Source organism: Haloactinopolyspora alba, assembly GCF_003014555.1.
GTDB lineage: Bacteria > Actinomycetota > Actinomycetes > Jiangellales > Jiangellaceae > Haloactinopolyspora > Haloactinopolyspora alba.
On sequence record NZ_PYGE01000010.1, the window covers coordinates 159,132 to 185,874 of the forward strand.

Annotated in this window: 30 protein-coding genes, 1 tRNA gene and 1 riboswitch; of the genes, 15 read left to right on the forward strand and 16 right to left on the reverse strand. The window is 70.6% G+C overall.

The features are described from left to right. Positions 1-4: 4 nt before the first annotated feature. From CLV30_RS14990 to CLV30_RS15005, 4 genes are all read right to left on the reverse strand, one after another. The gene (locus CLV30_RS14990) at positions 5-1,165 is read right to left on the reverse strand and encodes a tyrosine-type recombinase/integrase (RefSeq protein ID WP_205740914.1); all 1,161 of its coding nucleotides are present in this window, start codon (positions 1,163-1,165) and stop codon (positions 5-7) included. Then, a complete protein-coding gene (locus CLV30_RS26505) occupies positions 1,162-1,329 on the reverse strand; it encodes a hypothetical protein (protein WP_165358662.1) in 168 nt (55 codons plus the stop codon). Before CLV30_RS26505 ends, CLV30_RS14990 begins: the two co-directional genes overlap by 4 nt. A gap of 29 nt (positions 1,330-1,358) precedes the next feature. Next, positions 1,359-1,760 (reverse strand): hypothetical protein, encoded by a 402-nt coding sequence (locus tag CLV30_RS15000; protein ID WP_129711046.1) that lies wholly within the window; start codon positions 1,758-1,760, stop codon positions 1,359-1,361. A 107-nt stretch (positions 1,761-1,867) separates the two neighbouring features. Then, positions 1,868-2,077 carry a helix-turn-helix transcriptional regulator gene (locus CLV30_RS15005; RefSeq protein WP_106538016.1) on the reverse strand — a complete coding sequence of 70 codons (210 nt, stop codon included), beginning with the start codon at positions 2,075-2,077 and terminating at the stop codon, positions 1,868-1,870. A 125-nt stretch (positions 2,078-2,202) separates the two neighbouring features. Here CLV30_RS15005 and CLV30_RS15010 point away from each other — a divergent pair, with 125 nt between their 5' ends. Further along, positions 2,203-2,814: a helix-turn-helix domain-containing protein gene (locus tag CLV30_RS15010; RefSeq protein ID WP_106538017.1), complete on the forward strand. Its 612-nt coding sequence runs from the start codon at positions 2,203-2,205 to the stop codon at positions 2,812-2,814. Continuing rightward, a complete protein-coding gene (locus CLV30_RS15015; RefSeq protein WP_106538018.1) occupies positions 2,801-4,063 on the forward strand; it encodes a tyrosine-type recombinase/integrase in 1,263 nt (420 codons plus the stop codon). The genes CLV30_RS15010 and CLV30_RS15015 overlap by 14 nt, the downstream gene beginning before the upstream one ends. On the opposite strand, the gene CLV30_RS15020 is transcribed toward CLV30_RS15015, so the two are convergent. From CLV30_RS15020 to CLV30_RS15045, 6 genes are all read right to left on the reverse strand, one after another. Continuing rightward, positions 4,064-4,137: transfer RNA gene (locus tag CLV30_RS15020), tRNA-Thr, on the reverse strand. A 50-nt stretch (positions 4,138-4,187) separates the two neighbouring features. After that, a complete protein-coding gene (gene secD, locus CLV30_RS15025; protein ID WP_165358661.1) occupies positions 4,188-6,803 on the reverse strand; it encodes a protein translocase subunit SecD in 2,616 nt (871 codons plus the stop codon). 89 nt (positions 6,804-6,892) lie between these two features. Further along, the gene (locus tag CLV30_RS26510; RefSeq protein ID WP_165358660.1) at positions 6,893-7,297 is read right to left on the reverse strand and encodes a hypothetical protein; all 405 of its coding nucleotides are present in this window, start codon (positions 7,295-7,297) and stop codon (positions 6,893-6,895) included. A gap of 79 nt (positions 7,298-7,376) precedes the next feature. After that, complete coding sequence (locus tag CLV30_RS15035; protein WP_106538021.1) at positions 7,377-7,925, reverse strand: class I SAM-dependent methyltransferase; 549 nt, start codon at positions 7,923-7,925, stop codon at positions 7,377-7,379. A gap of 74 nt (positions 7,926-7,999) precedes the next feature. After that, on the reverse strand, positions 8,000-9,349 hold the full coding sequence (locus CLV30_RS15040; RefSeq protein WP_106538022.1) for a DUF2252 domain-containing protein: 1,350 nt from the start codon (positions 9,347-9,349) through the stop codon (positions 8,000-8,002). Between the two features lie 84 nt (positions 9,350-9,433). Further along, positions 9,434-11,050 (reverse strand): family 10 glycosylhydrolase, encoded by a 1,617-nt coding sequence (locus CLV30_RS15045; protein ID WP_205740913.1) that lies wholly within the window; start codon positions 11,048-11,050, stop codon positions 9,434-9,436. A 202-nt stretch (positions 11,051-11,252) separates the two neighbouring features. On the opposite strand from CLV30_RS15045, the gene CLV30_RS15050 reads away from it, so the two are divergent. Continuing rightward, positions 11,253-11,972 carry a GntR family transcriptional regulator gene (locus tag CLV30_RS15050; protein ID WP_106538023.1) on the forward strand — a complete coding sequence of 240 codons (720 nt, stop codon included), beginning with the start codon at positions 11,253-11,255 and terminating at the stop codon, positions 11,970-11,972. Beyond that, positions 11,969-12,871, forward strand: a complete 903-nt coding sequence (locus tag CLV30_RS15055) for an N-acetylmuramic acid 6-phosphate etherase (protein ID WP_106538024.1) — start codon at positions 11,969-11,971, stop codon at positions 12,869-12,871. Before CLV30_RS15050 ends, CLV30_RS15055 begins: the two co-directional genes overlap by 4 nt. A 15-nt stretch (positions 12,872-12,886) precedes the next feature. On the opposite strand, the gene CLV30_RS15060 is transcribed toward CLV30_RS15055, so the two are convergent. The 3 genes from CLV30_RS15060 to CLV30_RS26990 are packed head-to-tail and all read right to left on the reverse strand — an operon-like array spanning position 12,887 to position 14,218. Then, positions 12,887-13,210, reverse strand: a complete 324-nt coding sequence (locus tag CLV30_RS15060) for a DUF202 domain-containing protein (protein WP_106538025.1) — start codon at positions 13,208-13,210, stop codon at positions 12,887-12,889. 16 nt (positions 13,211-13,226) lie between these two features. Continuing rightward, entirely contained in the window at positions 13,227-13,616 is a 390-nt protein-coding gene (locus CLV30_RS15065; protein ID WP_106538026.1) for a YidH family protein, read from the reverse strand. Next, complete coding sequence (locus CLV30_RS26990) at positions 13,616-14,218, reverse strand: hypothetical protein (protein ID WP_205740912.1); 603 nt, start codon at positions 14,216-14,218, stop codon at positions 13,616-13,618. The genes CLV30_RS15065 and CLV30_RS26990 overlap by 1 nt, the downstream gene beginning before the upstream one ends. Before the next feature lie 263 nt (positions 14,219-14,481). On the opposite strand from CLV30_RS26990, the gene CLV30_RS15075 reads away from it, so the two are divergent. Then, positions 14,482-14,754: a hypothetical protein gene (locus CLV30_RS15075; RefSeq protein ID WP_129711045.1), complete on the forward strand. Its 273-nt coding sequence runs from the start codon at positions 14,482-14,484 to the stop codon at positions 14,752-14,754. Between the two features lie 11 nt (positions 14,755-14,765). Here CLV30_RS15075 and CLV30_RS15080 read toward each other — a convergent pair whose 3' ends face one another. Continuing rightward, positions 14,766-16,166 (reverse strand): alpha,alpha-trehalose-phosphate synthase (UDP-forming), encoded by a 1,401-nt coding sequence (locus tag CLV30_RS15080; protein ID WP_106538028.1) that lies wholly within the window; start codon positions 16,164-16,166, stop codon positions 14,766-14,768. A gap of 104 nt (positions 16,167-16,270) precedes the next feature. Between CLV30_RS15080 and CLV30_RS15085 the strand changes: the two genes are divergently transcribed. The 7 genes from CLV30_RS15085 to CLV30_RS15115 all read left to right on the forward strand — a co-directional run bounded on the left by CLV30_RS15085 (position 16,271) and on the right by CLV30_RS15115 (position 20,633). Beyond that, positions 16,271-16,576 (forward strand): DUF3263 domain-containing protein, encoded by a 306-nt coding sequence (locus CLV30_RS15085; protein ID WP_106538070.1) that lies wholly within the window; start codon positions 16,271-16,273, stop codon positions 16,574-16,576. 77 nt (positions 16,577-16,653) lie between these two features. Continuing rightward, complete coding sequence (locus tag CLV30_RS15090) at positions 16,654-17,244, forward strand: LytR C-terminal domain-containing protein (RefSeq protein ID WP_129711044.1); 591 nt, start codon at positions 16,654-16,656, stop codon at positions 17,242-17,244. After that, positions 17,241-18,041 carry a trehalose-phosphatase gene (gene otsB, locus CLV30_RS15095; RefSeq protein WP_106538030.1) on the forward strand — a complete coding sequence of 267 codons (801 nt, stop codon included), beginning with the start codon at positions 17,241-17,243 and terminating at the stop codon, positions 18,039-18,041. The genes CLV30_RS15090 and otsB overlap by 4 nt, the downstream gene beginning before the upstream one ends. Before the next feature lie 117 nt (positions 18,042-18,158). Then, positions 18,159-18,362 carry a hypothetical protein gene (locus tag CLV30_RS15100; RefSeq protein WP_106538031.1) on the forward strand — a complete coding sequence of 68 codons (204 nt, stop codon included), beginning with the start codon at positions 18,159-18,161 and terminating at the stop codon, positions 18,360-18,362. Beyond that, complete coding sequence (locus tag CLV30_RS15105; protein WP_106538032.1) at positions 18,359-18,742, forward strand: type II toxin-antitoxin system death-on-curing family toxin; 384 nt, start codon at positions 18,359-18,361, stop codon at positions 18,740-18,742. Before CLV30_RS15100 ends, CLV30_RS15105 begins: the two co-directional genes overlap by 4 nt. Positions 18,743-18,870: 128 nt before the next feature. Next, positions 18,871-18,990: riboswitch (SAM riboswitch) on the forward strand. A gap of 13 nt (positions 18,991-19,003) precedes the next feature. Further along, positions 19,004-20,278 carry a threonine synthase gene (gene thrC / locus CLV30_RS15110; protein WP_106538033.1) on the forward strand — a complete coding sequence of 425 codons (1,275 nt, stop codon included), beginning with the start codon at positions 19,004-19,006 and terminating at the stop codon, positions 20,276-20,278. A 70-nt stretch (positions 20,279-20,348) separates the two neighbouring features. Beyond that, a complete protein-coding gene (locus tag CLV30_RS15115) occupies positions 20,349-20,633 on the forward strand; it encodes a ubiquitin-like small modifier protein 1 (RefSeq protein ID WP_106538034.1) in 285 nt (94 codons plus the stop codon). 179 nt (positions 20,634-20,812) lie between these two features. Here the strand turns inward: CLV30_RS15115 and CLV30_RS26515 are convergent, their stop codons facing one another. Next, positions 20,813-20,968 (reverse strand): hypothetical protein, encoded by a 156-nt coding sequence (locus tag CLV30_RS26515; protein ID WP_165358659.1) that lies wholly within the window; start codon positions 20,966-20,968, stop codon positions 20,813-20,815. Further along, the gene (locus CLV30_RS15120; protein ID WP_106538035.1) at positions 20,969-21,724 is read right to left on the reverse strand and encodes a class E sortase; all 756 of its coding nucleotides are present in this window, start codon (positions 21,722-21,724) and stop codon (positions 20,969-20,971) included. A gap of 296 nt (positions 21,725-22,020) precedes the next feature. On the opposite strand from CLV30_RS15120, the gene CLV30_RS15125 reads away from it, so the two are divergent. The 3 genes from CLV30_RS15125 to CLV30_RS15135 all read left to right on the forward strand — a co-directional run bounded on the left by CLV30_RS15125 (position 22,021) and on the right by CLV30_RS15135 (position 26,603). After that, on the forward strand, positions 22,021-24,462 hold the full coding sequence (locus tag CLV30_RS15125) for an Ig-like domain-containing protein (RefSeq protein WP_129711043.1): 2,442 nt from the start codon (positions 22,021-22,023) through the stop codon (positions 24,460-24,462). A gap of 198 nt (positions 24,463-24,660) precedes the next feature. Then, positions 24,661-25,071, forward strand: a complete 411-nt coding sequence (locus CLV30_RS15130) for a hypothetical protein (protein ID WP_165358658.1) — start codon at positions 24,661-24,663, stop codon at positions 25,069-25,071. 53 nt (positions 25,072-25,124) lie between these two features. After that, the gene (locus CLV30_RS15135) at positions 25,125-26,603 is read left to right on the forward strand and encodes a phytoene desaturase family protein (RefSeq protein ID WP_106538038.1); all 1,479 of its coding nucleotides are present in this window, start codon (positions 25,125-25,127) and stop codon (positions 26,601-26,603) included. The last annotated feature ends 140 nt before the right edge of the window (positions 26,604-26,743 follow it).

Here is a 26,743-nt window from a genome sequence, read left to right on the forward strand (position 1 = left end):
GATGTCATCCTCCCGTCGTGGCTCGTGTGGGCTGGTTGTTGGTCTTGCCGACGAGGTCGACGAGGCGGCGCATGTCGGTGTCGGGGACGTCGACGTAGCGGCGGGTGATGGCCGGCGATGAGTGGCCGAGCAGTTCTTGCACGGCGGCGAGGTCGTGATCGATGGAGTAGGCGAGGGTGGCGAAGCGGTGCCGTAGCGCGTGCATGGCCCACCCGGCCGGGAGCAGCTGGGCGACGAGCTTGCCGACGTACTCGGCGCCGAGATGCCCGCCGGCCGGGCTTCCGAATGCGTAGCCGGGTGGGAGTGAGCGCAGCTCGGACAGGATCCCGTCCGGCAGCGGGATCACGCGGTCCCGGTTGCCCTTGCCGTGCACGATCAACGACCAGCCACCGTCACGCTGTACGAGGTCACGTGTGTGGACCTTCGCGACCTCGCCGCGGCGTAGCCCCATCTCCGCGGCCAGGCGCAGCATGAGCCGCTCGCGTGGCTCGGCGGTGAGCACGGCGAACCGGTACGCGTCCTCCGGAGCCGGGTGCGGCCGCGGCGACGACGCGCGCACCTTCGGCAGGTCCTCGGCGGGGCTCTCGTCGATGTGGCCGGCCTTGACCGCCCACCGGTAGAAGCTCCGCAGAGACGAGCGGTGCGAGCGCCTGGTCTCGTTCAACCACGACTTGCCGGCCATCCACTCGACGAGGTCGTCGAGCGTCACGTCGAACGGGCCCAGCGGGCTCAGCCCGGCCGCGACACGACGCAGCTGCTGAACGCGGACGTTCACTGTCGTCTCGGGCTTGCCCTCGACCCGCATCGACCGCACCCATGCCCGGACTGGTGCCTCCCAGGCGCCGGGCACGCTGAGCACGACGAGGTTCTCCCGTGGGAGCCGTTCGGCCGGGCTCTCGTCGATGTGACCGACCTCGACGGCCCACCGGTAGAACGCCCGCACGGCCGACCGGTACGGATAGCGCGTCGACGCCTCCCACGACTTGCCGGCCATCCACTCGACGAGGTCGTCGTGGGTCACGTCGAACGGGCCCAGCGGCGCCACGTCGGCGGCCAGGCGCCGGACCTGCCAGCCACGCTTACGCGTCGTCGAGTCGGCGCGGCCGGCCGAACGCATCGACCGTTGCCACGACACGACCACGGCTTCCCAGTCGGCGTGCGTCACTCGTCGTCACCCCAGTCAGGGGCCACGAGCACGCGCAAGATGTGCATCAGCATCGTCTCGCCGTGCTCATGCCCGGTCGGCAGGTTGGGCCCGAACGTGACGACGGTCTTGCCGTCCTCGCCGGTGATGACGCACTCGTTCACCTGGTCGGGGTCGTACCTCACGATCACGTCCGCGGTCGTCGCCGGCGCCGTCACAACGCACCCCCACGCGGCTCGGGCTCGACGGTCACGCCGGCGTTGATCTGGGCGAGCAGATCCGCCGCATCGTGCAACGCGTCGGCCACCCGGCGCGCCGAGTCGGCGTCGAGGCCGTCGGCGACGTCGTCGGCGTAGATCACGATGGCCGGCCGGCCGAGAACGGACATGCCGAGCATGCGCGCCTCGGTGGCCACGATCGAGATCGACACGTCGACGCCCGTCGACAACGGCGGATCGACGTACAGCTCGTGTGTGCGCATCATGACGAGCTCGTCGGTGGTGACGCTGTCGTATCCGTGGCCACGCCGGCCGGACATGCACCACGAAGGGCACGACGGCACGGCGTCGGGGTCGGGGTCGGGGTCGGGGTCGGGGTCGGGTAGTACGCTGGTCATGGCGGTCTGTCCTCTCAAGGTGGGCTCGTCGACGACCCCGGCAGCTGCTGGCGTGGCGCCGGGGTCGTGCTCTGTCTGGCTGCGGTACGTCATGGCACGGCCGCCGATCACGCGGCCGGCGTGCGGTCATCGGTCCGGGTACGGGTACGGCTCGAAAGCCACCCGTCCACGTCGGACCGCCGGTAACGGATCTTGCGCGCCGTCATCCGGATGAACGGTGGACCGTCGCCCCGATACCGCATCTGCGCCAACGCCGGCACCGATGTGCCGAGGTAGTCGGCCGTGGCCGGCGGGTCCATGAGCGGATCGTCATGCATCACGCCTCCATGAATCTCATCTGCACCTACATATCTTGTAGGTACAGCTTCATGAGATCACGTCGCCTGACAACGCGCAAGAGTTCACTATCAACCTTCATCTTTTGGTGGCAGACTTGTACGTCATGGCTGGCAAGGAGATTGAGGCAGGACCGACAGCGACGAACGTGGCAGCGAACGTTCGCCGGCTCCGTAACTCACGGGGATGGAACTATGTGCAGCTCTCCGACGCCATGGGGGACGCGGGCAGGCCGATCACGCCGCTTGCTGTACGGCGTGTTGAGGAGACCAAGCGTCGTGTGGACGTAGACGACTTGGTCGCGTTGGCGATCGCGCTCGGAGTGAGTCCGCCCGCGTTGCTCATGCCGTCTGAGTCGACGGGCGACGGTGTCGAGCTGACTCCGTCGCGGTCAGCCAGCACGCAAGCGGCGTGGCGGTGGGCAACGGGTGAGCAGCCGTTGATCGAGCCTGGCCAGCTGCTCTATCAACTGAGTTCCGAGGTTGCAGAGTTCCGGCGGCAGAACCGTCCGTACGAGGGAAGCCGGGTTGATGAGGCGACGCGGACACTGATCACGGGGAATGACCAGCTCGCGCCAGCCGCGGCGATGCGCGCAGAGATCACGGTCTACGTGACGTCGGACGGGGAAGTCGTCGGTCGTCCTCCACGGGTGTCGTACTTCGCGGCCGGAGACCTGTTCGTTGACGAGGATCAGGAGCCAGACCGTGGCGACGATTGAGGCGTACACGACGAGGGCGGGTGAGAAGCGGTACCGGGTCAGGTATCGCACGCCGGACCGTAGTCAGACGGACAAGCGGGGCTTTCGGACGAAGCGGGATGCGGAGGCGTTCGCGGCGACGGTCGAGGTGTCGAAGCTGCGGGGCGAGTATGTGGCGCCGGGTCTGGCGCGGGTGACGGTCGGGGAGTGGTGCGAGACCTGGTATGCGGGCAAGACGCGGTTGAAGGCGACGACGCGTGAGCGGTACCGCGGTCTGTTGGATCTGCACGTGTTGCCGACGTGGCGGACGGTGCCGATCGGGGACGTGACGCACGCGGACGTCGTGGCGTGGGTGGCGAAGGTCGCGGCGGCGCGCACACGCGACGACGGCACGGCGATGGTGTCGCAGGCCGGTAAGGCGTTGCGGGTGCTGTCGCAGGCGTTGAAGCTCGCCGTGCGGGACGGCCGGCTGTCCCGGAACCCGTGTGAGGGCGTGGAAGCGCCCAGGACGGCCGGGAAGCCGCGCCGGTACCTGAACGCCGGGCAGGTCGAGAAACTCGCCCAGGCGGCGCACGACGCCGGCGAGACGCCCGACCCTGCGGCACGGCTGACCCGCCGCGCGTGCGCGCTGTTCCTCGCCTACTGCGGGCCGCGGTGGGGTGAGATGGCCGCGTTACGGGTGTGCGACGTCGACTTCCTGCGGCGGCGGGTGAGCATCGACCGTAACGTCGTCGAGGTCGACGGCGGGCGGCTGGAGTGGACGACGCCGAAGACGCACGAGCGGCGCACGGTCCCGATCCCGCGGTTCCTCGTCGACGAGCTCGCCGGCGTGGTCGAGGGCCGGGCGCCGGATGATCTGCTGTTCCCGACACCGCGCGGTGCCGTGATGCGTAACCGCGGCGCTCGGGTGCGGTGGTTCGACCGCGCCGTTGTCGCGGCGGGCCTGCCGGCGGGTCTGACTCCGCACGAGCTACGGCACACGTCGGCGTCGCTGGCGGTGTCGGCCGGCGCCAACGTGAAGTCAGTACAGCGGATGCTCGGGCACAAGTCGGCGGCGATGACGCTGGACGTGTACGCGGACCTGTTCGACGACGACCTCGAGGCGGTGGCCGACCGGCTCGACGAGATCGCCGCGAAGGCTCGTACGGTCACGCTGGACGCCGGTCAGTCTCGGCAGAGTGTGGGCAAAATGTGGGCACGGAGAGGGTCGGGTGAGAGTGAGAATCGGCCCCAGCTGGCTCCGGTGCAGGTCAAGGGTGGTTCTGAGTAGAGCCCGAAGTCGGATTCGAACCGACGACCTATCGCTTACAAGGCGATTGCTCTGACCAGCTGAGCTATTCGGGCAGGGAGTGAACGGTACCCGAGCGGGCACCGTTCACTCCACTTGGCGGCGGTCAGACGACCGCGCCGTAGTTGGGGTCCTCCCGGTCGCGCGAGTCGGACTTCTTCGGTTTCGGCGGCTCGGGCGCGGGCTTGCGCCGCTCCAGCTCGACGGCCACCGGCGTCGCCGTGAAGTTCGACGAGTACGTGCCGATGAGAATACCGAGCGTCAGCGCCAGCGCGAAGTCCGACAACGAGTCGCCGCCGAGGAACAGCAGCGCGAGCAGCACGAACAACGTGCTGACGCCGGTGTTCACCGAGCGCGGCAGGGTGTTGAGCACCGCCGAGTTGGCGACCTGGCTGAAGTCCTCGCCGGGTTTGCGGGTCCATAGCTCACGTATCCGGTCGAACACGACGACGGAGTCGTTCACCGTGTACCCGATGATGGTGAGGATCGCCGCGAGGAAGATCCCGTCGATCGGTTTCCCGAGCCAGGCGAAGATCCCGACGGTGACGATGACGTTCTGGAACAGCGCCAGGACCGCTCCGGTGCCGAACGTCCACCGGAACCGGATGGCCAGGTAGACCAGCTGTGCGGCCAGCGCGACGGCCAGCGCGATGAGTGCGTTGCGCTGCAGTTCGTCGCCAAGACTCGGCCCGATCAGGTCGTCGCGGACGACGTCGGCGCCGCCGCCGATCTCGCCCAGGGCCTCGACGATGGCGGCCGACTCGTCGTCGGTCATCTCGTTGGCCCGGACGCTGATGTCGTCCTCGCCGGACTCCTGCACGATGGCGGTGGGGAAACCGGCGTCGGCGACGGCGGCACGGGCCTCGTCGGCGCCGACCTGTTCCGTCGTCGACACCTCCACGAGCCGCCCGCCGGTGAACTCGATGCCGAAGTCCAGTCCCCGGATCACGATCCCGGCGACGCCGATCGCCACCGCGATGACGGAGACCGTGAGCCAGCGCCGCGAGTAGCGCATCAGGTTCACGTTCTTGGTGCGCAGCCAGGTCCGCACCCGTCCGTGCCGCGACAGCCCGCTGGCCGCGGGATGGTTCTGGACCCATCGGCGGTCGGCCAGCCACTCGACGAGCACGCGGCTGACGACCAGCGCCGACAGCAGCGACGCGAGGACACCGATGGTCAGTGTCACACCGAAGCCGCGGACCGGTCCGGACGCCAGGTAGAACAGCAGCGCCGCGGAGAGGAGGGTGGTGACGTTCGAGTCGGCGATCGCCGACAGCGCGTTCTTGAACCCGCTCTGCACGGCTCCGCGCAGGCTCTTGGTGCGGCCGTCGACATAGTCCTCGCGTGCTCGCTCGAAGATCAGCACGTTGGCGTCGACGGCCATGCCGATGGCGAGCACGAACCCGGCCAGCCCGGGCAGCGTCAGGGTCGCGCCCAGCGTGGTCAGCGCGGCGAACGAGATCACTCCGTAGCCGATCAGCGCAAGGACCGCCATCACCCCGACCAGCCGGTAGGCGATGCTGATGAAGATGGTGGTCAGCGCCATGCCGATGATCGCCGCCCAGGCGCTGGCCTCGATGGCCTCGTCGCCGAGGGTCGGTCCGATGACCCGCTGCTCGATGACCTCGACCGGCACCGGCAGGGCGCCACCCTCGATCAGCGCGGCGAGGTCCTTCGCCTCGGTCTCCGAGAAGTCGCCGGTGATCGTGGTCTGCCCGCCGCGGATGCCGACACCGCACTGCACCGAGCTCTGCACGTTGGGCGAGGAGATGATCTCGCCGTCCAGGACGATCGCGACGCGGCGCCGCGGGTCACCCTGCGGCTGGCAGGCGGCGTCGGCGGTCATGCTGGCCCAGGTCTGACCGCCACCGCCGCCGAAGTCGATGGAGACCAGCCAGCCGCCCTGCTGTACCGCGTACGAGCCGCTGGCGCTGTCGACGTCCTCGCCGGTCATCGTCGCCTCGCCGAGGCGCAGGGGCTGCCCGGACTCGTCGGGCAGGACCTGTTGGCCGGCCTGCCCGGACGGGTCCGGGCTGGGTGCGTCGGTGCCGGTGTCGTTGTCGGACGGCGTCGGCTCGGTGGCGCCGCCGACGGCGCCGCCGGCGGTGCCACCCTGGGTCTCCTGCGAGTTCGGTGCCTGCTCGCCGGAGGTCTCGTTCCCGCCGCCTTGGCCGGCGCCCTGCCCCTGACCCTGGCCCTCGCCCTGCGGCCCGGTGGGTGACGGCGTCGCCGACGGTGTGGGTGCCTGGTCGGGTGTCGCGTACCCGAGCACCGGATGGAACGTCAGCTGGGCGGTCTGGCCGAGCGCGTCGGACGCCTCGCGGGGGTCTTCGAGCCCGGGGAGCTCGACGATGATGCGGCGGTCGCCGGAGCGGCTGAGCGAGGGCTCGGAGACGCCGAGGGCGTCGACCCGGCGGCGCAGCACCTGCACGGCGCGGTCCGTGGACTCCGAGTTGGCCTCCACGGCCTCGGTGCTCTGCGTCTCGAGCACGATCTGGACGCCGCCGCGCAGGTCGAGGCCGAGGTTCGGGTCGGCGGTCATGGTGGCGTACGTCGAGCCCCCGAGGACGAGCACGGCCACGACGGCGCGCAGCGTCCGGACGGCTTCGGAACCGGTGCCGGAAGCGGCGCGCCGGCGGCGGCGTATGCGCAGCACGGTGATGAGAACCAGACAGGCGGCGGCGACACCGCCGACGAGGTAGAGCGCGGTCGTGCTGTCCACAGTGATCCTCCGAGGTGCGCGTCCGGCTGGTGATCAGGTGGCCGGAGCGGGTCGAGCGAGACGAGCCGGAAGGGGAGAACGCGGCGTGCCTAGCGCCGCGCGGCGGGCGGCGGGCCTCGGTCCGGGTCGGTGGTGGAGCCCACGGGTGCACTGGCGCGCGCGTCGGCGCGGGTGACCGGAGGGTGTGCGACGGCGCGGTCGAGCGGCTCGACGTCCACGAAGGACGACGGCGGCGCGGGCGCGTCGGTGTCGTTGCCGGGAAGCCCGGGGCCGGCGACGGCGTCGCGCAGCTCGCGCGCTCCGGCGACCACGGAGACGTGCACGTCGTCGGCGTCGGCGCCGACGACGCGGTCGGCAGCGGAGGCCGCGGGTGCCGCGGACGCTGCCGTGGCCGGCGTGGCTACGGTGAGCAGCATGAAAACGCCGGACAGCAGGATGGCGGGGAGCCCCCAGAGCGTCCGGGGTAGCCGGCGATGGGCGCGGCGACCGGGCACTAGCTGACCTCCCCTGATGTCCGACGGCGCACCTAACCATACGCGGCCCGTCACGGCTGCCGCCATCTCGGGCGAACCGTCACTTCGCCGACCTGATGATCATCATGGTGATCCGGCCGCTGCGACGCTCCTCGGTGCGCACGTCCGTGTGGCCGAGCTCGGTCAGCAGCGCCGTCACCTCGGCGGCCTGGTCGATGGTGATGCCGTGCCCCGTCTTCGAGAGCAGCCGCTCGGCCACCAGCAGGCGGCCCGACGGCGCCAGCTTCGCGGTGAGCTCGCGCAGCCCGGCGTCGCGGTCGGCCCAGTGGTGCATGGACGCGATCGACCAGATCGCGTCGAACGATCGGTCGGTGAACGGCAGGCTCTCGGCGCCGGCGACGCGGACGTCGGCGTCCGGGACGCGGTTGCGGGCCATCCGGACGAACGTCGCCGACGGATCCACCGCAGCCACCCGGCTCGCGCCGATACGCTCGGCCGCGCGTGCCACGGCGGTGCCGGGACCGCAGCCGACCTCGAGCACGCGGTCGCGCGGGGACAGCCCTGCCAGCTCGACCACCATGTCGTCGACCTTGGACCGGCCGTAGACCCATCCGTAGAGTCGCGCCGTCAGCGCGCCGAACTGGCTCATGGCCGTACGCTACCGACCCCCCACGACAGACGGACCCCGGCCGCCGGGGCACCGGCGGCCGGGGTCCGCCGACGTCACGCGCTGCGTGCGGTGGCGCGCACGCCCGGAATCTCGTCGTGCCGGAAGGCGTCGACGAACCGCCGGTGGTCGTCCCGGACGACGTCGGCGTACTCGCGGGCGAAGGTGCACAGCCATTCGACGAACTCGTCGTCGCGTCCCTGGATGCAGTGCTCGATCGCCTCCTCGGTCTGGAAGGCCACCAGGTTCTGGTCGCTGTCGGCGTCGGCGACGCAGTGGATTTTCGCCGTGGCGCGGCCCAGGTACTCGAGGACGGGAGCGATGTCGGCCGGCTCGCTGATCGCGTCCCACTCCAAGTCGCGCACGTACGGGGACAGCTCGCTGACCACGTATCCCACGCCGTCGATGTCGGTGGAGCCCAGCAGGCGGTCGGCGTGGGCCTGCAGCGCGCGCTGGGACACCGCCGTGCGGTGCCCGTGGTGGCGGAAGTAGGACGCGATCTCCGGGTCGGTGACCACTCTGGACGGCGCCGCGACGTTGCCCTGCTTCATCGAGATCACGATGTCGTTGTCGAGGGCCTGGTTCACGCCCTCGACGAGCACGTTGTAGGCGGGCAGGCCGGCGCTGCCGATGCCGAACCCGCTGCGGCCGACGACGTCCTTCACCGCGAAGGCGGTGTCGGGCAGGCGCTTGTCCGCGGGGATGGTGTCGAGGTACTTCTCGAAGGCGGCGTAGACGCGGGCGCGCTCGTTCTCGTCCAGCCGGCGTACGCCGTGCCCGGCCCGGAAGATTCGCTCGTAGCCCTCGGTCTCGGTCACGCCGTCCAGCAGCGCCACCCGGCTGGACAGCCGGGAGTCGAGCAGCACCTCGTGGATGGGGCCGTCGGTGTTGTCCAGGCGCAGCGCGAACTCGTGGTCCGCGCCGGTGCGAGTGAACCGGTGCACCTGGTCGAGGTATGCCCGGGCGTAGCGGGCGACCAGGCGGTCGATCTCGCTGTCGGCGATCGCCTTGCGCCAGCACATCAGCGCGATGCTCGCGGCCAGGCGCTGCACGTCCCACGTGTAGTGGCCCACGTAGGACTCGTCGAAGTCGTTGACGTCGAAGATCAGCATGCCTTCGCCGTCCATGTAGGTGCCGAAGTTCTCGGCGTGCAGGTCGCCCTGGATCCACACGCGGCTGGTCCGCTCGTCGACCCAGGGGTCGTGCAGGCGGCTGACGTCGGCGTAGAACAGCGCCGCACTGCCCCGGTAGAAGGCGAACGGGTCGGCGGCCATCTTGCGGAACTTGATCCGGAACGCCTCGGGGGCGGCGGTCATCAGCTCGGCGAACGCGTCGGCGAGTGTCGCGACGATCATCCGCCGGCGCGCGTCGTCGTCGGTGGTGTGCAGGCTCTCAGCTACGGACATGGCCCCATCGTGGTACACGGCCGGTCGCCGGTGTGGCTCGGCCGCCCGGAAGCGGGTGCCCACCGGCGACCGGCGCGCGAACGATCAGTGCCCGGACAGCTGGACGTAGCGCCCGATGGACGCGTCGGCGAGCTCGCCGGCCCGGACACGGACGGCGGTGACCGGCCGGCCCGCGACACCGTCGGGCAGCTCGACCTCGACGAGGTAGACGCCCGGCTCGACGCCGACGAAGCCGAACCAGCCGGAACCGTCGACGGTCCTGGTCTGCGCGTCACCGGACCGTCCGACCGGGCGCAGCGTGACGTCTGCGCCGGTCAGCGCCGACCCGTCCCGCAGCGTCAGGGTGCCGTCGACGTTGCCCGTGGTCGGGTTCTCCTTCCACGGCATGTCCGGAACCGTCGCTTCCTCGGCGAACGGCGCGTTCGGCCCCTCGGTCATGGCGGCGGCGAGCGCTTCGCGTTCGGCATCCTTCAGCTCGGCGTCGCCGCCGGTGGCCGTCCGGCTCGGGTTGGCGTAGGAGTACCCGCTCCAGCCCGCGACGGTGTTGCCGGCGTCGGTGGGGACCAGCAGGTCGCGGGCCTGCTGCACGCTGTGTTCGATCTCGTTGAGGTACAACGCCGGCCCGGACACCGCCTGGCGGTCGCCCTGCCAGTCGGCGAGGACCTCGTTCCACTCGTCGAACATCCGCGCCTGGTCGGGCAGCCATTCGCGCTTGTAGTTCATCGCGACGGCGGTGTCGAGGATGCCCTCCTCGAGCCAGCCCTTCCAGTCCTGCAGGACCTGGGCGTAGGTGCGGGTCTCCTCCCAGCCGCCGACGCTCTGCGGGCCGAAGCCGTAGGTGATGGCGTCGTTGCTCAGCCGCGCCGTCGGGTCCACCTCGAACATGCCGAGGTAGATCTTGCGAACCAGGTTCGTGATCTGGTCACGGCGCCAGTCCGAGAACTGCTGGTCCGACGGCTCGGGCACGTCGGTGCGCCCCGTCGCCTGCTGGAACCGGGCGATCGAGGTCTCGCTGTACCCCCAGTCGCTGTACTCCGAGGACGAGTTGTAGTCGGGATAGCGGATGTAGTCGAGGTTGATGCCGTCGACGTCGTACTCGCGGACGATGCTCTGGATTCCGTCCACGATGTACTCGACGGCCGCCGGGTTGGCGGGGTCGATGAACGCGTTGTTGCCGACCAGTTCGGTGCCGTCGTGGCGCTTGTTCAGCCAGCGGTCCGCGCCGGTGGCGGAAGGGCCGTGCGCGTTGAAGACATGATCAGGTGACGTGGGTGGTGTCGCTGAATTCCACATGGTGCCGACGTTGACCCACGCGTGGACCTCGAGTCCCGCGGCGTGCGCCTCGTCGATCACCTCGGCGAGCGGGTCGTAGGGGGCCGGGTCGATCGCGGCGTCGGTGCGCGGGTAGAGCGCGTCGTTGCAGAAGCAGTCGTAGCGGCGCCCCACCTGGACGATCAGGGCGTTGGCGTTGATGTCGAGCGCGGCGTCGACCAGCTCGTCGACCTGTTCGGGCGTGTAGATGCCTTCGTTGAAGGCGTCCGCCCAGTAGCTGCGCCACTGCTCGGGGGTGTCCGAGGCGGCGGCGTCGGTGTCCGGTGTGGTTGCGGTGGAGGGGGCGGCGCCGGCGGTCGCGGCGATCAGGCCGGCGAGCGCGGTGCCGAGAACGACGGACGTGCGGGGTGTGCGACGTGATCGTGTCACAGTGGGTTCCTCCTCGCTGGACTAGACCAATGTGCACGTAAGTGTGGAGAAGTTCGTCGCTTTCGTCTAGACCATCGCGCTTTTCAATCCTGCCCGGAGCGCCTACTGTCCTACGACACCGGCCGATGCGGGAAGATGGGCAACCGGAGCATGGCCTAGACCAGGCTAGACCACTGGCTGTCGAGCACTAGGGGGAGCGGGCGTGGCGAAATACCACTCGATCCGTGACGAGATCCTCGACCTCGTGGCCGAGCTCGGCGTCGGTGACGCGTTGCCCCCCGAGCGCGCCCTGGCGCCCCGGTTCGGCGTGTCCCGCATGACGCTGCGACGCGCCGTCGAGGAGCTGGTGCGGGAAGGCCGCCTGGTGCGACGCCAGGGCGCCGGCACGTTCGTCGCCGGGCCGAAGATCGCGCAGGGCCTGGCGGTCTCGTCGTTCTCCGAGGACATGCGCCACCGCGGCGCGGTCCCGTCCAGCCGGACCCTGGACATCGACGACGTGCTCGCCGGTGCGCCGCTCGGGCGCAGGCTCGAGATCTCGCCCGGCGAGGAGGTGCTGCGCGTCGTCCGGCTGCGGCTCGCCGACGACGCCCCGATGGCGGTCGAGACGCTGCACGTGCCCCGCAGCATCGCACCCGGGCTCGACGGCGAGATGCTCGCCGACGGCTCGTTCTACGAGCTGCTCCAGGACGTCTACGGCGTGGCGATCGCATCCGGGGTGCAGACTATCGAGGCGACGGTCACCGACGAGGTCGAGTCCGACGCGCTGGAGGTGCCGCTGCACTCTCCGGCGTTCCTGTTCGAGCGGATCTCCCGCGACGGCGACGGCCGCGTGGTCGAGTTCGTCCGGTCGGTCTACCGGGGCGATCGTTACCAGTTCCGCGTCGACCTGCAGCCCACGCGCCCGGCCAAGGCGGTCCAGTGAACGCCGAGCTCGACGCGCTGCCCACCGAGGGGCGGCTGCCCGGAGCGCAACGGCTCGACCTGCTGCCGGTGCGCGAGCAGGTCGCGCTGATGGCCCGGCAGAACCAGGTCGCGGTGGACGCCGTCGCCGCCGCGGGCGACCGGATCGTCCCGGCCATCGAGGCCGCTGTGGCGCGGATGCGCCGAGGCGGGCGCCTGATCGAGGTCGGCGCCGGAACACCGGGACGGCTCGCCGTCCTGGACGTCGCCGAGTGCGGGCCCACGTTCGGTGTCGACGACAGCCGGGTCATGGCCGTCATGGCCGGCGGATCCGGCGCCGTGCGCTCGGCGGCCGAGAGCGACGAGGACTCGCACCAGGGCGGTCGCGACGATCTGCTGGCGCGCGAGCCGGGCCCGGACGACGTCGTCGTGGCGGTCAGCGCGTCGGGCCGCACACCATACGTCCTCGGCGCGGTGAAGGTGGCGAGCGAGGCCGGCGCGCTCACGGTGGGGGTGGTGAACAACGAGGGGTCGGCGATCGCCGCGGCGTGTGACCTGGCCATCGAGGTGCCCACCGGCCCGGAGGTGGTCTCGGGCTCGACCAGGCTCAAGGCGGGCACCGCCGAGAAGCTGGTCCTGAACACCATCTCGACGTTGGTGATGGTCGGACTCGGGCACACGTACGGAGACCTGATGATCGACGTGCGCGCCACCAACGGCAAGCTGCGCCGCCGCGCCGAACGCATCGTCCGGGCGGCGACGGGCGCGAGCGAGGCCGACGTGACCGAGGCGTTGCGCGCCAGCGGCGACGAGACCAAGACGGCGACCGTCATGCTGCTGACCGGGGTGGACGCCGACGAGGCACGCCGCCGGCTCTCGGTCGGGGACGGGCACGTCCGTCGCGCCGCCGACCGTCCCTGAGCGGCGCGTGTGCCGTCAGCCGATGACCGCGTAGACGATCTCGAGCACCGCGAGCAGCCCGGTGATCAACGTGACCAGCGCCGGCAACCGCCCGTCGGGCAATGCCCGCTCACCGTGCAGGGCGTCGTGCGCCCGCCGGTACCGGCGGCGCGCCATGAGCAGCACGAGCACCGCCAGCGGCGCCGTGACCGCGCCGAACGCCACGGCGAGCACCCCGAGCGGCTCGGCCGCGAGCCGGGTGGCGAGCACGGCGGCGAGCAGCAGGGCCAGTGCGGTCCTGGTCCAGGCGAGCGCGGTCCGTTCGTTCTGCGCTCCCGAGTCGAAGGTGCGCTCGATCACGCCGCAGGCACCGCCGTCACGCCGTCACGAGCACCGCGACGATCACCACGGCCGCGACGGCGAGCCCGAACGCGAGCACCGGCGCCAGCGCCGGCGCGGGCAGCGGCTTCGCCTCGCGCAGCGCGCGCTCGGCCTGTGCCCAGCGGATGAAGGCCATGCCGCTGCACAGCGCACCCAGCAGAGCGAGCGCCACCACGAGTAGCAGGCGGAGCGTGTCGTGCTCGGGGATCTCGAGGGCCTCGAGCGCGATCCCGGCGGCCAGCAGCGCCAGCGCGGTGCGGATCCAGGCGAGGAAGGTGCGCTCGTTGGCGAAGGTGAACCGCGGATCGGGCTCCTCACCCGTGTCGTACACCCGCCGCGGCCAACGCCGGGGCGGGTCGTCGCTGCGGTCCGTGTTGTCGCTCATCACCAGTCGCTCTCGACGGGGCGTGTCGGTCTCGATTCTGGCTCAGGAGCGGGTCTGCGGTGTCGGCCGGGTCCGCGTTGGGACGGGACCGCCGCCTCGTCGGCGCTCTGCTCGTGCGTGGCCGCGAAGCCGGGATCGCCGTGTTGGCGTGCCCGCCGGCGCCCCGGCGTGCCTGGTGCGGCGACGTCGGGCCGGGACGTGGGAGGTGGGGGTGGCGGGCCGTCGGGAGTGCTGGTCTCGTCGGTGGTGTCCGCCGGTACGTCGTCGGTGCGCGACGGTTCGATCTCCGGCGGCGGCTCGGTGTTCCGGGCGTGCTCGGGCGCGGCCGTGGACGATGCGCGCCGGGCGCGCCGCCCCCGCGGCGTCGTGGACGGCCGTTCGAGCTCGTCGCGGTCGAGCCACTCCACACTCGTCGCGTCGCCGTGGCCGTGGATCGCCAGCACGTCGTCGAGCGACTCCCACAGGCTGGTCGCCGGGTGATCGGACGTCCACCGCAGCGCCACGTGCCCGTCGGCGAAGACGACGCCGTACGCCACCACGCCGATGCCGGAGATTCCGGTGTAGTCGACGTGGCGGACCAGGGCGAAACGGCGGGGGAGCAATCGACCACCCGTGGGTAGGGTCTGCGGACAGCGCAGCCGGGAAAGCCCCCGTGACGTCCCGGCCTCTGTTCAGGCATCATCCTCGATGGTGGATGTATCTGTCACGGTGGCGCACCGGCACGCACGCGTGCGGCGTTCGTCACGGTCTGCTCACGATCCTCCGTGTCGCCACGCCCGAGCCGACGATGCCGGGCGGACAGGAGACATACTCGTAACCTGCTCGCGCTACCGTACGACGCGCATCGACGACGAGGAGTGACTCGATGGAACCAGAGATGCGACCGGCCACTGCGGACGTCGACCCGACGGTGACCGCCGCCGTGCAGAACATCAGGGACCGGTTCGGGTCCGAGGGCCTGCGCGACCTCATCGCCCTCGCCCAGATGGAACTGCGCAACGTCGAGGAGGCCGAGCGCAGCCTGGCCGGCTACGCCGAACCCGCCGCCGAGTCGGCGGCGCCGTTCGACGCCGCCGACACGCAGGCGTGGCTCGCCTTCACCGAGGTCGATGCCGACCGCGCCGACGACCGGCGCTGACGGCACGAAACTCACACGGCGCGCAGCGCCGCCAGGAAGTCGTGCGCCCACCGGTCGATGTCGTGGCTGATGACGTGGTCGCGCAGCAGTTTCATACGCTGCTCGGCCTCGGCGTCGTCCACGCGCATCGCTGCCATCATGGTGCGCCGCAGCCCGTCGATGTCGTGCGGGTTGACCAGGAACGCTCCGGTGCCCATCTCGTCGGCCGCCCCGGCGAACTCGGAGAGCACCAGTGCGCCGCGCAGGTCGGTGCGGGCGGTGACGTACTCCTTGGCCACCAGGTTCATGCCGTCGCGCAGCGGTGTCACCACCATGACGTCGGCCGCACGCAGCAGCGCCACGAGCTCGGCGCGCTCGTAGGACGAGTAGAGGTAGTGCACGGCCGGGGTGCCGATGCGCCCGTAGTCGCCGTTGATGCGCCCCACCTGTAGCTCGACCTCGTCACGCAGTGTCTGGTAGGCCTCGACGCGCTCTCGGCTGGGTGTGGCGACCTGGAGGAAGACGGCGTCCTCCGGTGTCACCTCACGGTCGCGGAGCAGCTCGCCGAACGCCTTGAGCCGGTGCCCGATGCCCTTCGTGTAGTCGAGGCGGTCGACTCCGAGCATGATGTGCCGGGGCGAGCCGACCTCCTCGCGGATGGTCGCGGCGCGTGCCTGCACCTCCGGGTCCTCGGCCAGTCGTGCCACCTCGTCGACCTGGATCGAGATGGGGAACGCCCGGGCGCGGACGCTGCGCCCGTCGTCGGTGACCAGCGTGTCGCCCACGGCGGACGCCCCGGTGAACAGCTCGGCGAGCGACTCGAAGTTGCCCACGGCGCCGTCGCGCTGGAAACCGATGAGATCGGCGCCGAGCAGTCCCTCGAGGATCTGCCGCCGCCACGGCAGCTGCGCGAACAGCTCCTGCGGCGGGAACGGGATGTGCAGGAAGAACCCGATCTTCAGATCGGGGCGCATGGAGCGCAGGATCTGCGGCACCAGCTGCAGTTGGTAGTCCTGGACGAAAACGACCGCGTTCTCGTCGGCGACCTCGGCGGCGGCCGCCGCGAACCGCTCGTTGACCTGCCGGTAGGCGTCCCACCACTCCCGGTGGTACTCGGGCGGGACGATGACGTCGTGGTAGAGCGGCCACAGCGTGGCGTTGGAGAACCCTTCGTAGTACAGCGTGATCTCTTCCGCGGACAGCGGGACGGCGCGAAGGTCCATGTCGGCGGTCGAGAACGGTTCTGGTGCGTCGTCCGGCGACCCGGTCCAACCGACCCAGGCGCCGTCGTAGGCGCGCATCACCGGCGCGAGCGCGGTGACCAGCCCTCCGGGACTGCGGCGCCATGTGGTTTCGCCGCCAGGCGTGACCACGCGGTCGACGGGTAATCGGTTCGCAACGACGACGAAGCTGCTCGTTCCTGTGGTGGACAAAAAGGCCTCCTCGTGCCGCCCCAGGCTATCGACACAGTGTCGCTTTCTGATCACCGGCCTGTCGATCCTCGGACACGAGAATCGTCATGCGTACGATGAAGCGCATGAGTATTGCGGCGCTGGGAACGTCCACCGGCGACGGCGCCGAGCCGCCGTCCGGCGACCTCGACGCCCACGAACGCGAGATCCTCGACTTCGAGCGGCAGTGGTGGAAGTACGCGGGGGCCAAGGAGCAGGCGATCCGTGATCTGTTCGACATGCCGGCCACCCGCTACTACCAGGTGCTGAACGCGCTGATCGACCGTCCCGAGGCGCTCGCGCACGACCCCATGCTGGTCAAGCGGCTGCGGCGGTTGCGGTCCACGCGCCAGCGCGCCCGCTCGGTCCGGCGGCACGAGGCCGAGGGCTGAGGGCCGGGGACGCAACGTGAGCACGCTGCCTGTCGCGTACGCTGCGGCGTCTGGCGTAGTCTGCAGGTCCTGTGACGATGGGTGAGCGCGTGCAGCGGCTGTGGCCGTCGCTCGTCGCGCTGCTCGGGACCGTGGCGGTCGTTCTCGGCCTGCTGTGGGTGTTCGACGGTGATGTCACCGACAGCACCCCGGATGATGTCGCGGCCGACGGCGGCGGTGGCCCGGCCGAGGGCGGCGACGCGGGTGGTGAGGCCGGCACGTCGACGCCCTCTCCCAGCGACGGCGCCTCCGCCGGGGCGGACGGCTCGACCGGGGGGCCCGGTGGTGGCGAACCCACCGAGCCGGTCGATTCCCCGTCCACGGCTCCGGAGGAGCTGCGCGAGCCGGTGGGCATCGCCAACCAGACCGACGTCGAGGGGCTCGAGGAGTACGCCCGCGACCGGCTGCAGGACGGCGGCTGGGAGGTACCGGCGGTCAGCGGCTTCGAGGGCAACGTCCCCGAGACCACGGTCTACTACCCCGAGGGCCAGGAGGAGGCCGCCGAGGCGCTGTCGGCCCAGTTCCCCGAGGTCGGGCGCATCAGGCCCACGTTCGACGGCGTCAACCAGACCCGGCTCGTCATCGTCCTCGTCGACGACTACGTGGACGAGGTCGGCGAGCCGGAATGAGCGCCGAGCCCGCCGAGATCCGCGCCGCGCTCGAGCCGCTCGAGGGACGGCTGGTGGACACGGTGGTCGCGCTGGACTTCGACGGCGTGCTCGCGCCGATCGTCGAGCGCCCGGAGGACGCCACCGCGTTGCCGGGCACGACGGCGACGCTGCGGTCCCTGGTCGAGCGGGTCGCGCAGATCGCGGTCGTCACCGGCCGCCCGGCCACCGACGCCGTCCGTCTCGGTGCGCTCGACACCGTTCCCGGCGTGGTGGTCCTGGGGCACTACGGGCTCCAGCGCTGGGACGCCGGGCGTCTCGACAGTCCTGATCTCGAGGTCGGCGTGCCGATCGTGCGCGAGCGTGCCTTCGAACTGGCCGCTACCCGGCCGGGCGTGTACGTCGAGGACAAGGGCCATTCGGTGGCCCTGCACACGCGCAACGCCGCCGACCCGGGCGGTGTGCTCGAGGACCTGCGCCCGCACGCGGAGGCGCTCGCGGCCGAGAACGGCCTCCAGCTGACTCCGGGACGGTTCGTGCTCGAGCTGCGCCCGGCCGGCGTCGACAAGGGCGCGGCCCTGCGGTCACTGGTCGAGCAGACCGGCGCGACGGCCGTCCTCTACGCCGGCGACGACCTCGGGGACCTGCCGGCCGTGACCGCGGTCCGCGAGCTCGCCGCGTCCGGCGTGATCGGCCTCGTCGTGTGCGCCGACGCCGAGGAGGCCTCGGCGGAGCTGCGCACCGCGGCCGACCTCGTCGTGGACGGTCCCGCCGGGGTCCAGGAGGTCCTCCGCGAGCTCGCCACCCTCGCCTCGTAAATGACCACGTTCACCCTGGAATTCCCTGCGCCACCACCCTTGTAAGCCTGGTGATGCATGCACACGCCTGGTGACGGCACCCTGGACCGCGTGGTATCGAAGCGGTATCATCGAGCCATGGCGATGACACTGCGGCTCACCGAAGAGGAGACCGAGGCCCTGCGCCGGCAGGCCGAGCGCGAGCACCGCTCTATGCAAGAGGTGGCTCGTCTGGCAATAGTCGAGCGCGCTGAGCGAGACGAACGTCGAGAGCATGTCCGTGAACTCGCGGGACGCGTACGTGAGCGTCACGCCGACCTGCTCGACCGGCTGGCTCAGTGACTTATTTCATCGACCTCCAGGACGTGTTCGATGTCGCGGAAGTGATCCTCGGGCATGAACCGGAGGTCCGGGACGCGGGGCTGTTGGACGCGGCCGTCCATAGGCCCCGGGCGTCGATGTTCGGCGCGGAAGCGTATCCGGACCTTCCACACAAGGCTGCCGCCATGCTCGAGTCGCTCGCCCGGAACCATGCGCTGATCGATGGGAACAAGCGGGTCGCGTGGGCTACGACGGCGGTCTTCCTGCTCGACAACGGCCTGAGCCTGCTCGAAGTCGATCAGGATGACGCGTACGACTTCATGATCTCGGTCGCTGCCGGGAAGCTCGAGCTGACGGAGATCGCGCAGTGGCTGCAGGGCCGTGCCGAGGCCATCTACTGACGCTAGCGAGCCGTCCGTGTCGCCGCTGCTCAGCGAATCAGTGTCCATGATGCAAGACACTTTTGTCTCACATCGCAGACGGATCTGAGCATTGTCGGATCAGCGCCGTAAGGTGCTGGAAGCAGTTGTACTCATCCAGAGGGGCAGAGGGACCGGCCCGACGAAGCCCCGGCAACCGCCCGCCGGCGTCCTCATCTCACGCGACGGCGGTGCCAATTCCGGCCCGCGATCCGCGGGAGAGATGAGGAGGGACTTTCGACCATGACCATCACCCAGGCCCCGACGACCAGCGGCACATCCTCAACGGGTCCCGATCTCGGGCGCGCCACGCACCTGTCATGTCGTGAGTGTGGCGCGGTCGTTCCGCTCGGCCCGCACTACGCCTGTCTCGAGTGCTTCGGTCCGCTCGAGGTGACGTACGACTTCGGCACCATCACCCGGGAACGTATCGAGAGCGGCCCGAGGTCCATCTGGCGCTACCGGGACCTGCTGCCGGTCCCCGAGCACGTGGCCACGATCCCGAACACCGACCCCGGCCTCACGCCGCTGGTCCGCGCCGACAACCTCGCCCGTGAGCTGGGGCTGAAGTCGCTGTGGGTGAAGAACGACGCCGCCAACCCGACGCATTCGTTCAAGGACCGGGTGGTGGCGGTGGCTCTGGCCGCGGCACGTGAGCTCGGCTTCAAGGTGCTGGCCTGCCCGTCCACCGGAAACCTCGCCAACGCTGTCGCGGCAGCGGCCGCCCGGGCGGGCATCCGCAGCTACGTCTTCATCCCCAGCGATCTCGAGCAGCAGAAGATCACCACCAGCGCCGTGTACGGCACCACGCTCGTCGCCGTCCAGGGCAACTACGACGACGTCAACCGGCTGGCTTCGGAGCTCGCCGGCGAGCACGACGACTGGGCCTTCGTCAACGTGAACGTGCGGCCGTACTACGCGGAGGGTTCGAAGACGCTCGCGTACGAGACGTCCGAACAGCTCGGCTGGCGGGTTCCGCCCCAGGTCGTGATCCCGATCGCCAGCGGCTCGCAGCTGACCAAGGTGGACAAGGCGTTCCACGAGCTGCTGCGCCTCGGCCTGGTCGACGGCGACGGCCCGGCGATCTTCGGCGCTCAGGCCGCCGGGTGCTCACCCGTCGCGGCGGCGTACAAGGACGGCCACGAGGTCGTGCGCCCGGTCCGGCCGGACACCATCGCCAAGTCGTTGGCCATCGGCAATCCCGCCGACGGTCCCTACGTGCTGGACGTCGTGCGCCGCACCGGCGGCGCGGTCGAGGACGTCACCGACGACGAGGTGGTCGAGGGCATCCGGCTGCTCGCTCGCACCGAAGGGATCTTCGCCGAGACCGCCGGCGGCGTGACGGTGGCCGTGCTGGCCAAGCTGCTGCGCGAAGGGCTGCTCGACCCCGGCGCCGAGACCGTGGTGTTCAACACCGGTGAAGGGCTGAAGACGCTGGACGCCGTCGCCCCCGTCGTGGGCCCCACCGGCACCATCGCACCGTCGACCGAGGCGTTCCACGACCTCGTCCAGAACTAGCGTCCGGCGCTGACCGCGCCGTACCGGGCACGACTCCCTGCCACACCCACGTATGGAGGCTTTGACACCCATGAGCGTTGCCGTGCGAGTACCGACGATCCTGCGGACCTACACGAAGGGCGAGGCCGACGTCTCCGTCGATGTCGGCAGCGATGCCACGCTCGCTGACGTCATCACCGCGCTCGACGCCGACCACCCCGGTATCGGTGCGCGTGTGCTCGACGACACCGGCCAGATCCGGCGTTTCGTGAACGTGTACGTCGACGACGACGACGTACGGTTCGCGTCCGGGTTGCAGACGCCGACGCCCGACGGGACGAAGGTCTCCGTCATCCCCGCCGTCGCCGGCGGCTGAGTTTGTCGTCAGTGCGGGCGTGGGATCGGCGTCCTTGCCCGCGGCGGTAGAACCCGTTGCCGGGGTTGGTGGGGCGGTCCGTCCATGGTGCGGACGGGCATCGGCGAGCGAGGAACGAGCGAGCCGCGGGCGAGGACGGACCGCCCCACCAACCCCGGTCGATCTTCCGGCAGCGCGCTTCAGCCGACGGTGACGTCGTTGATGTTGAAGGCCTCTTCGGCCCACGGGAAGACCCAGATGAACAGGGCGTACACGATCGCGGCGAAGAGGACGAGGAAGATCAGCAGCCGTACCGGCCACGGCCCCGGAAGGTGCCGCCAGAGCCAGCCGTACATCTACGGTGCCTCCCCGCCGCCGCCGACGAGTGTTCCGGTGGCGTACATCCGGTGCGTCGAGCCCCAGCGTGGCCAGCAGGTGGTCAGCGTGATGCGTCGCTCGGTGGGTTCGGTGTCGGCGGGCTCGCCGGGCACCGGGTCGACGACCCAGGTCTCGTTGATGTCGATCTTGTTGCCGTCGCTGTCGCCGCCGGGGGCGTCGTCGAGCTTGTAGGTGTAGATGCCGGTGGCGGTCTCGATCTCGATGGTGTCGCCCACCCGCAGCTCCGCGAAGTCGGCGAACGGTTCGCCGTGCCCGGAGCGGTGTCCGGCGATGGAGAAGTTGCCGAGCTCGCCGGGGTCGGCGCTGTCGAGGTAGTGCCCGGGGCCGTCCTTGAGGTCGTCGGGCTTGGTGCCCTGGACCACGATCCATTCCCACTCGTCGCCGAAGCGGGGGATGCGCAGGATGCCGTAGGCGTCGCCGAGCTTGAGCTCGTCCAGCGCCGCCGGCTTCTGTTCCTCGTCCTTCTGCACCTGTCCGACGTCGAACGTCAGCTCGTTGCGTAGGTCGTCCTGCGCCGCGGCGGTCTGGATGCCGGTGCCCCACAGCGTGTACACCACGAACAGCAGGACGAGCGCGCCCGCGGTGAGCAGCAGCTCGCCGAAACCGCCGGCGATGGCGGCCGCGAGGCTGCGCTGCGGGGTCTTGTTGCTGCGCTGCGGCGCCTTCTTACGTCGCGGGGCCTTCCGCCGGCCCCGGCCCGCCTTGCGATGCATACGGCAAACCCTAACCGGCGCGGTTTCGCCCTCGGCACCGGACAGGCCGGTTCCGGCTGTCCGGTGCGGCGTTGTCCCGAATCGGGTGAACTGACGGTGATCGTTCGGTGGACGCGGTATGGCGCACGTCACGCCGGTCACAGGTTTCGAATCGTGACATGCGGCTCAACAGGGACGAAACAGTGCGAACGGCGCAGCCGGCCGCAATGCTCCCGGCGTACTTGAGGGTGTCTGCTAACGTGCCGCCCGGGCACGTACTCGATCACCCAACTGTGAACACGCGGGAGATAGTGACAGTGAGATCGACAACTCCGCGGCGGTTCGTGGCCGCAGTGGCGTCGGCAGGAGCCGGCGCCCTTGCGTTCGCGGGTACCGCCGCCCCAGCGTCCGCGCTGGAAAACCAACCAGACACCCAAGACATCGCGAAACTCGAGAAGGCGGAGCTCGACGTCGTCGACCCGTCGCTGCCCGGGCCCGAACAGCTGGCCCAGCACGCCGAAGCCACCCTCCAGGCCGCGTCGGACTACTCCGGTCTCTCGGTGGCGAAGGTGAAGGACCTGGTCCGCAACGACCTCGCCTTCGTGTCGCCCGGTGGGGCGCTGTCGTACAACGACCGGTTCGAGGCGCCGGCCGAGGGTGACGAGCTGTCCCCCTTCGGGGAAGCCGCGGCGCAGGTTCCGGGTAGCCCGGCAGAAGGCAGCAAGCCGGACGCCCCGTACACCGTGTACCTGGACTTCGACGGCGCCACGCTCGAGAACACCGAGTGGAACCGGTCGACCGGCCGCCAGAGCATCGAGCTGTCGGCCAACGCGGCGGCCAACGACGACTACGTCTACCAGGTGTGGGCCCGTGTCGCCGAGGACTACGCGCCGTTCAACATCAACGTCACCACCACCGACCCGGGTGCCGACGCGCTGCACAAGTCGTCGCCCGACGACGGTGAGTACGGCATGACGGCGGTCATCACCGACAGCTCCGACCTCGCCGCCTTCGAGGGGTCCACCGGGCGGGCGTTCCTGAACGGCTTCGGCAGCCGCTTCCTCTCGCCGGCGCTGGTGTTCGCGGAGAACGCGCAGAACAACCCGGGCTGGGTCGGCAACACGGTCTCGCACGAGGTCGGTCACACCTTCGGCCTCGAGCACGACGGCATCGGCGACGACGAGTACTACGGCGACACGCCGGCCGAGCCGTCGTCGCTGTGGGGCCCGATCATGGGCGCGCCGTGGACCACGCCGCTGTCGCAGTGGTCGCCGGGCGACTACGCCGACGCCACCAACCCGGGCCAGGACGACGTCGCCGAGATCGCGGCCACCGGCAAGGTGACCGACATTCCCGTCCTGTACGACCAGGAGGGCAACTTCTACGAGGGCCCGTACTGCTACGGCCCGGACGTCGACCCGAACCACCCGAAGCCGGGTGACAAGCTGTGGGAGCCCAACGCGGACGGCGGCTGCAACCCGCCTGGCGCCCCGCTCGAGGTCCAGGTCACCTACACGGGTCGCGCGGCGAACGTCGAGGACGACCACGGCGGCGAGGTCGCCGGAGCCACGAAACTGGACAACGCCTCCGGTGACTTCGAGGCCAGCGGAGTCGTGTCGGGTTCCGACGACCAGGACATGTTCTCGCTGGTGACCAACGGCGGCGCTGTCTCGCTGTCGGCCACGCCGGCTGAGGTCAACCCGAACCTGGACATCAGGCTCGAGCTGTTCGACGCCAACGGCGAGAAGATCACCGAAGCGAACCCGGAGACGTCGGTCGACCAGACCACGCCGCCGGTCGACCGGCAGGCCAACGGCCTGGACGCCACCATCGAGCAGGAGCTCGAGGCGGGCTCGTACTACGTCCGTGTCACCGGCGCGGGCCAGGGCGACCCGGCGAACAACACGCCGAGCAACGGGTCGGGCTACACCGACTACGGCAGCCTGGGCCGCTTCAGCCTGACCGGTAGCGCCGCGCCGTTCGAGGCCGAGCCGGTCACCATCACCGCGCCGGAGAACGGCGCCGAGGTCGGGAACTCCGAGCTCCAGGTGACGGGTACGGCCGAGCCGAACGCCACGGTGGCGCTGAGCCTCGGTGACGACAAGGTGACCGAGGTCGCGGCCGGCGAGGACGGCAGCTGGAGCGGGGTCGTCACCAGCCTGCCCTACGGCGAGTCGACCATCACCGCGCAGCAGACGGTCGGCACCGTCGTCGTGCCGAAGACCGCCGAGGTCAGCGTGGTCGTGCCGGTCGACGCGCCGGTCATCGAGATGCCGGAGGAGGGCGCTCCGGCGACCATCGCCCGGCCGGTCTTCAGCGGCACCGGGATCGCCGGCGCCGAGGCGAAGGTCATGATCACCTGCGCCGGTGACTTCAGCCACAACGGCACCGTCACCGTCGACGGCGAGGGCAACTGGGAGTACAAGCCGACCGAGGACCTGCCGAACGGCGAGTGCTCCGTCACGGTGACCCAGACGATCAACGGCACCACGTCGCCCGAGGCCGGCCCGGTCGGCTTCACGGTCGACGCCGGCTCCGGCGACGAGGGCGGCGACGAGTCCGGCGACGAGAACGGTGAGTCGGGCGACGAGTCCGGCGACGCCGGCGGTAGCGAGGACGGCACCGAGGGCGGCGAGGGCGACCTGCCGGACACCGGTGCCGGGTCGACCAACATGCTGGCGCTCGCGGCCGGCCTGCTGCTGCTCGGCCTGGGCGGCGCGCTCTACGCGCGTACGCGCCGGAGCGTGACCGGCAGCTGACGGACAGCGCCGATCGGCGCCATCGAAGTACCGCCGGGGGCGGGACGGGTTCGCACCGTCCCGCCCCCGGCGTCTCTCGTGGCCCTGGCAGGTGCCCTGACGTCGCCCGGGGGACACGGACCGATGTCGCCGGGATGAAACCGGAACGGCGGTCGATCCGTCTCATCCATGACGAAAGAACGACCGGAGGAGCGAACGGTGTCGGACAGCACAGGACCGCGGGCACGAGGGATCATGATCGCCGTGACGGCGGCAGCCGTGGCCGTGGTGGCGAGTGTGGCGCTTGCCGTGGGGTTGTCCGGGGACTCCGACGACGGCGATCAGCCGGTGGCCGAGCCGTCGTCGGAGTCGGCGAACGGCGACCCGGACTCGCGCGCATCCACCGGCGCGGAGGAGCTGAAGAGCGCGGACACGAAGGTCGTGCCCGAACCGATGGGCGGCCAGAAGGCCATCGACGCGCTCGGCGACGACCTGGCGCGGGTGGCGGAGCGGCACGACATGACGCCGGACGAACTGCGTCAGGCTCTGCTGCGTGACGACGACCTCCGGGTCACGCCCAGCGGGACGTTGCTCTATGCCGACACGATGACGCCCCCGCCCGCCGACTGAGCGCGCCTGCGTAGGATGACGAGCGCAGCTCGATCGTCGACGCAGGAGGGCTCGTGCCAGGGACGGACCACTGTGACGCCGTCGTCGTCGGTTCGGGCCCGAACGGGCTCTCGGCGGCGGTCGTGCTCGCCCGGGCGGGTCTGCAGGTGCGGGTGCTCGAAGCGCAGCAGAGCATCGGCGGCGGTGCGCGGACGCTCGATCTGGGCCTCGCGCCCGGCGTGACGCATGACATCTGCTCGGCGGTGCACCCGATGGCCGCGGCGTCGCCGTTCTTCCGCGCTTTCGACCTCCGTGCGCGCGGTGTGGAACTGACCTACCCGGACGTGTCGTACGCGCAGCCGCTGGACGGCGGCCGTGCGGGCATCGCGTATCGCGACCTGGAGCGCACCGTCGACGCGCTGGGCCCCGACGGCGCCGCGTGGCGGCGGTTGATGCGGCCGCTGGCGCGCCACGTGCCCGGCGTGGTCGACTTCGCCCTGTCCGACCGCCGTAGCCTGCCGTCCGATCCGCTGACGGCCGCACAGTACGGCCTGGGCGTTCTGGAGCAGGGAACCGCGCTCGGCCGGTGCCGGTGGCGGGACGAGGTCGCCCCGGCGCTGCTGTTCGGGGTGGCGGCGCACGCCATCAGCCGGTTGCCGACGCTGACGGCCGCGGGTACCGCGCTGTCGCTGGGGGCGCTGGCGCATTCGCCGGGCTGGCCGCTGCCGGTGGGCGGCAGCCAGGCGATCGTGCAGGCGCTGGTGGACGATCTGAAGGCGCACGGAGGGTCGATCGAGACCGGTGTCGACGTCACGTCGTTCGAGCAGCTGCCGCGTGCACGGGCGTACCTGTTCGACACCAACCCGTGGACGATGACGCGGGTGGTGGGTGAGCGGATGCCGCAGCGGTACCGGCGCGCGATCGAGCGGTTCCGGCCGGGCAACGCGGCGGCGAAGGTCGACTTCGTGCTGTCCGGTCCGGTGCCGTGGGCCAACCGGGAGGTGGGCCGAGCCGGCACCATTCACGTCGGCGGCACGCTGGCGGAGATGTCGGAGGCGGAAGCGGAGGTCGCTGCCGGCCGCCACGCGGCACGGCCGATGATCCTCTCTTCGGACCCGGCGGTGTTCGACCCGGGGCGTGAGGTCGGCGGGCTGCGGCCGTTCTGGACGTACACGCACGTGCCGGCCGGGTCGACCGTCGACGTGGGCGCGGCGGTCCAGGCCCAGATCGAACGGTTCGCCCCGGGGTTCGGTGACGTCGTGGTCGAACGGCGGACCATCCCGGCGGCCGAGATGCCCGCGCACAACGCCAACTATGTCGGAGGCGACATCGCCGCGGGGGCGATGAACCTCTGGCAGCTCGTTGCTCGGCCCACGCCGCGGTGGAACCCGTTCGCGACCCCGCTGCCGGACGTCTACCTGTGCTCGGCGTCCACCCCGCCCGGCCCTGCGGTGCACGGCATGTGCGGCCTCAATGCGGCCCGCAGCGTGCTGCGGTCTCGCTTCGGCATCCGCGACCTCCCATCACTCGCCCCTGCACCGTCTCGTGAATGACCACGTTCACCATGGAATTCCCTGCGTCACCACCCCTGCAAGCCTGGTGGAATCTATCGGTGTAAGCAACGCCTAGTGGAGAGGGTGTTGTGATTGCCGAGGGCGTTGCCGTATGAGGTGCGTGAGGGGTTCTTCGCGCT

Coding starts and splice junctions, on each gene's coding strand:
- CLV30_RS26515 (WP_165358659.1), bottom strand. CDS start 20,968: ATGTACGGCTGGCTCTGGCGGCACCTTCCGGGGCCGTGGCCGGTACGG.
- CLV30_RS15075 (WP_129711045.1), top strand. CDS start 14,482: ATGGAACCAGAGATGCGACCGGCCACTGCGGACGTCGACCCGACGGTG.
- CLV30_RS15100 (WP_106538031.1), top strand. CDS start 18,159: ATGGCGATGACACTGCGGCTCACCGAAGAGGAGACCGAGGCCCTGCGC.
- CLV30_RS15115 (WP_106538034.1), top strand. CDS start 20,349: ATGAGCGTTGCCGTGCGAGTACCGACGATCCTGCGGACCTACACGAAG.
- CLV30_RS15090 (WP_129711044.1), top strand. CDS start 16,654: ATGGGTGAGCGCGTGCAGCGGCTGTGGCCGTCGCTCGTCGCGCTGCTC.
- CLV30_RS15005 (WP_106538016.1), bottom strand. CDS start 2,077: ATGCATGACGATCCGCTCATGGACCCGCCGGCCACGGCCGACTACCTC.
- CLV30_RS15035 (WP_106538021.1), bottom strand. CDS start 7,925: ATGAGCCAGTTCGGCGCGCTGACGGCGCGACTCTACGGATGGGTCTAC.
- CLV30_RS15120 (WP_106538035.1), bottom strand. CDS start 21,724: ATGCATCGCAAGGCGGGCCGGGGCCGGCGGAAGGCCCCGCGACGTAAG.
- thrC (WP_106538033.1), top strand. CDS start 19,004: ATGACCATCACCCAGGCCCCGACGACCAGCGGCACATCCTCAACGGGT.
- CLV30_RS15085 (WP_106538070.1), top strand. CDS start 16,271: ATGAGTATTGCGGCGCTGGGAACGTCCACCGGCGACGGCGCCGAGCCG.
- CLV30_RS15040 (WP_106538022.1), bottom strand. CDS start 9,349: ATGTCCGTAGCTGAGAGCCTGCACACCACCGACGACGACGCGCGCCGG.
- otsB (WP_106538030.1), top strand. CDS start 17,241: ATGAGCGCCGAGCCCGCCGAGATCCGCGCCGCGCTCGAGCCGCTCGAG.
- CLV30_RS15065 (WP_106538026.1), bottom strand. CDS start 13,616: ATGAGCGACAACACGGACCGCAGCGACGACCCGCCCCGGCGTTGGCCG.
- CLV30_RS15010 (WP_106538017.1), top strand. CDS start 2,203: ATGGCTGGCAAGGAGATTGAGGCAGGACCGACAGCGACGAACGTGGCA.
- CLV30_RS15000 (WP_129711046.1), bottom strand. CDS start 1,760: ATGACCAGCGTACTACCCGACCCCGACCCCGACCCCGACCCCGACCCC.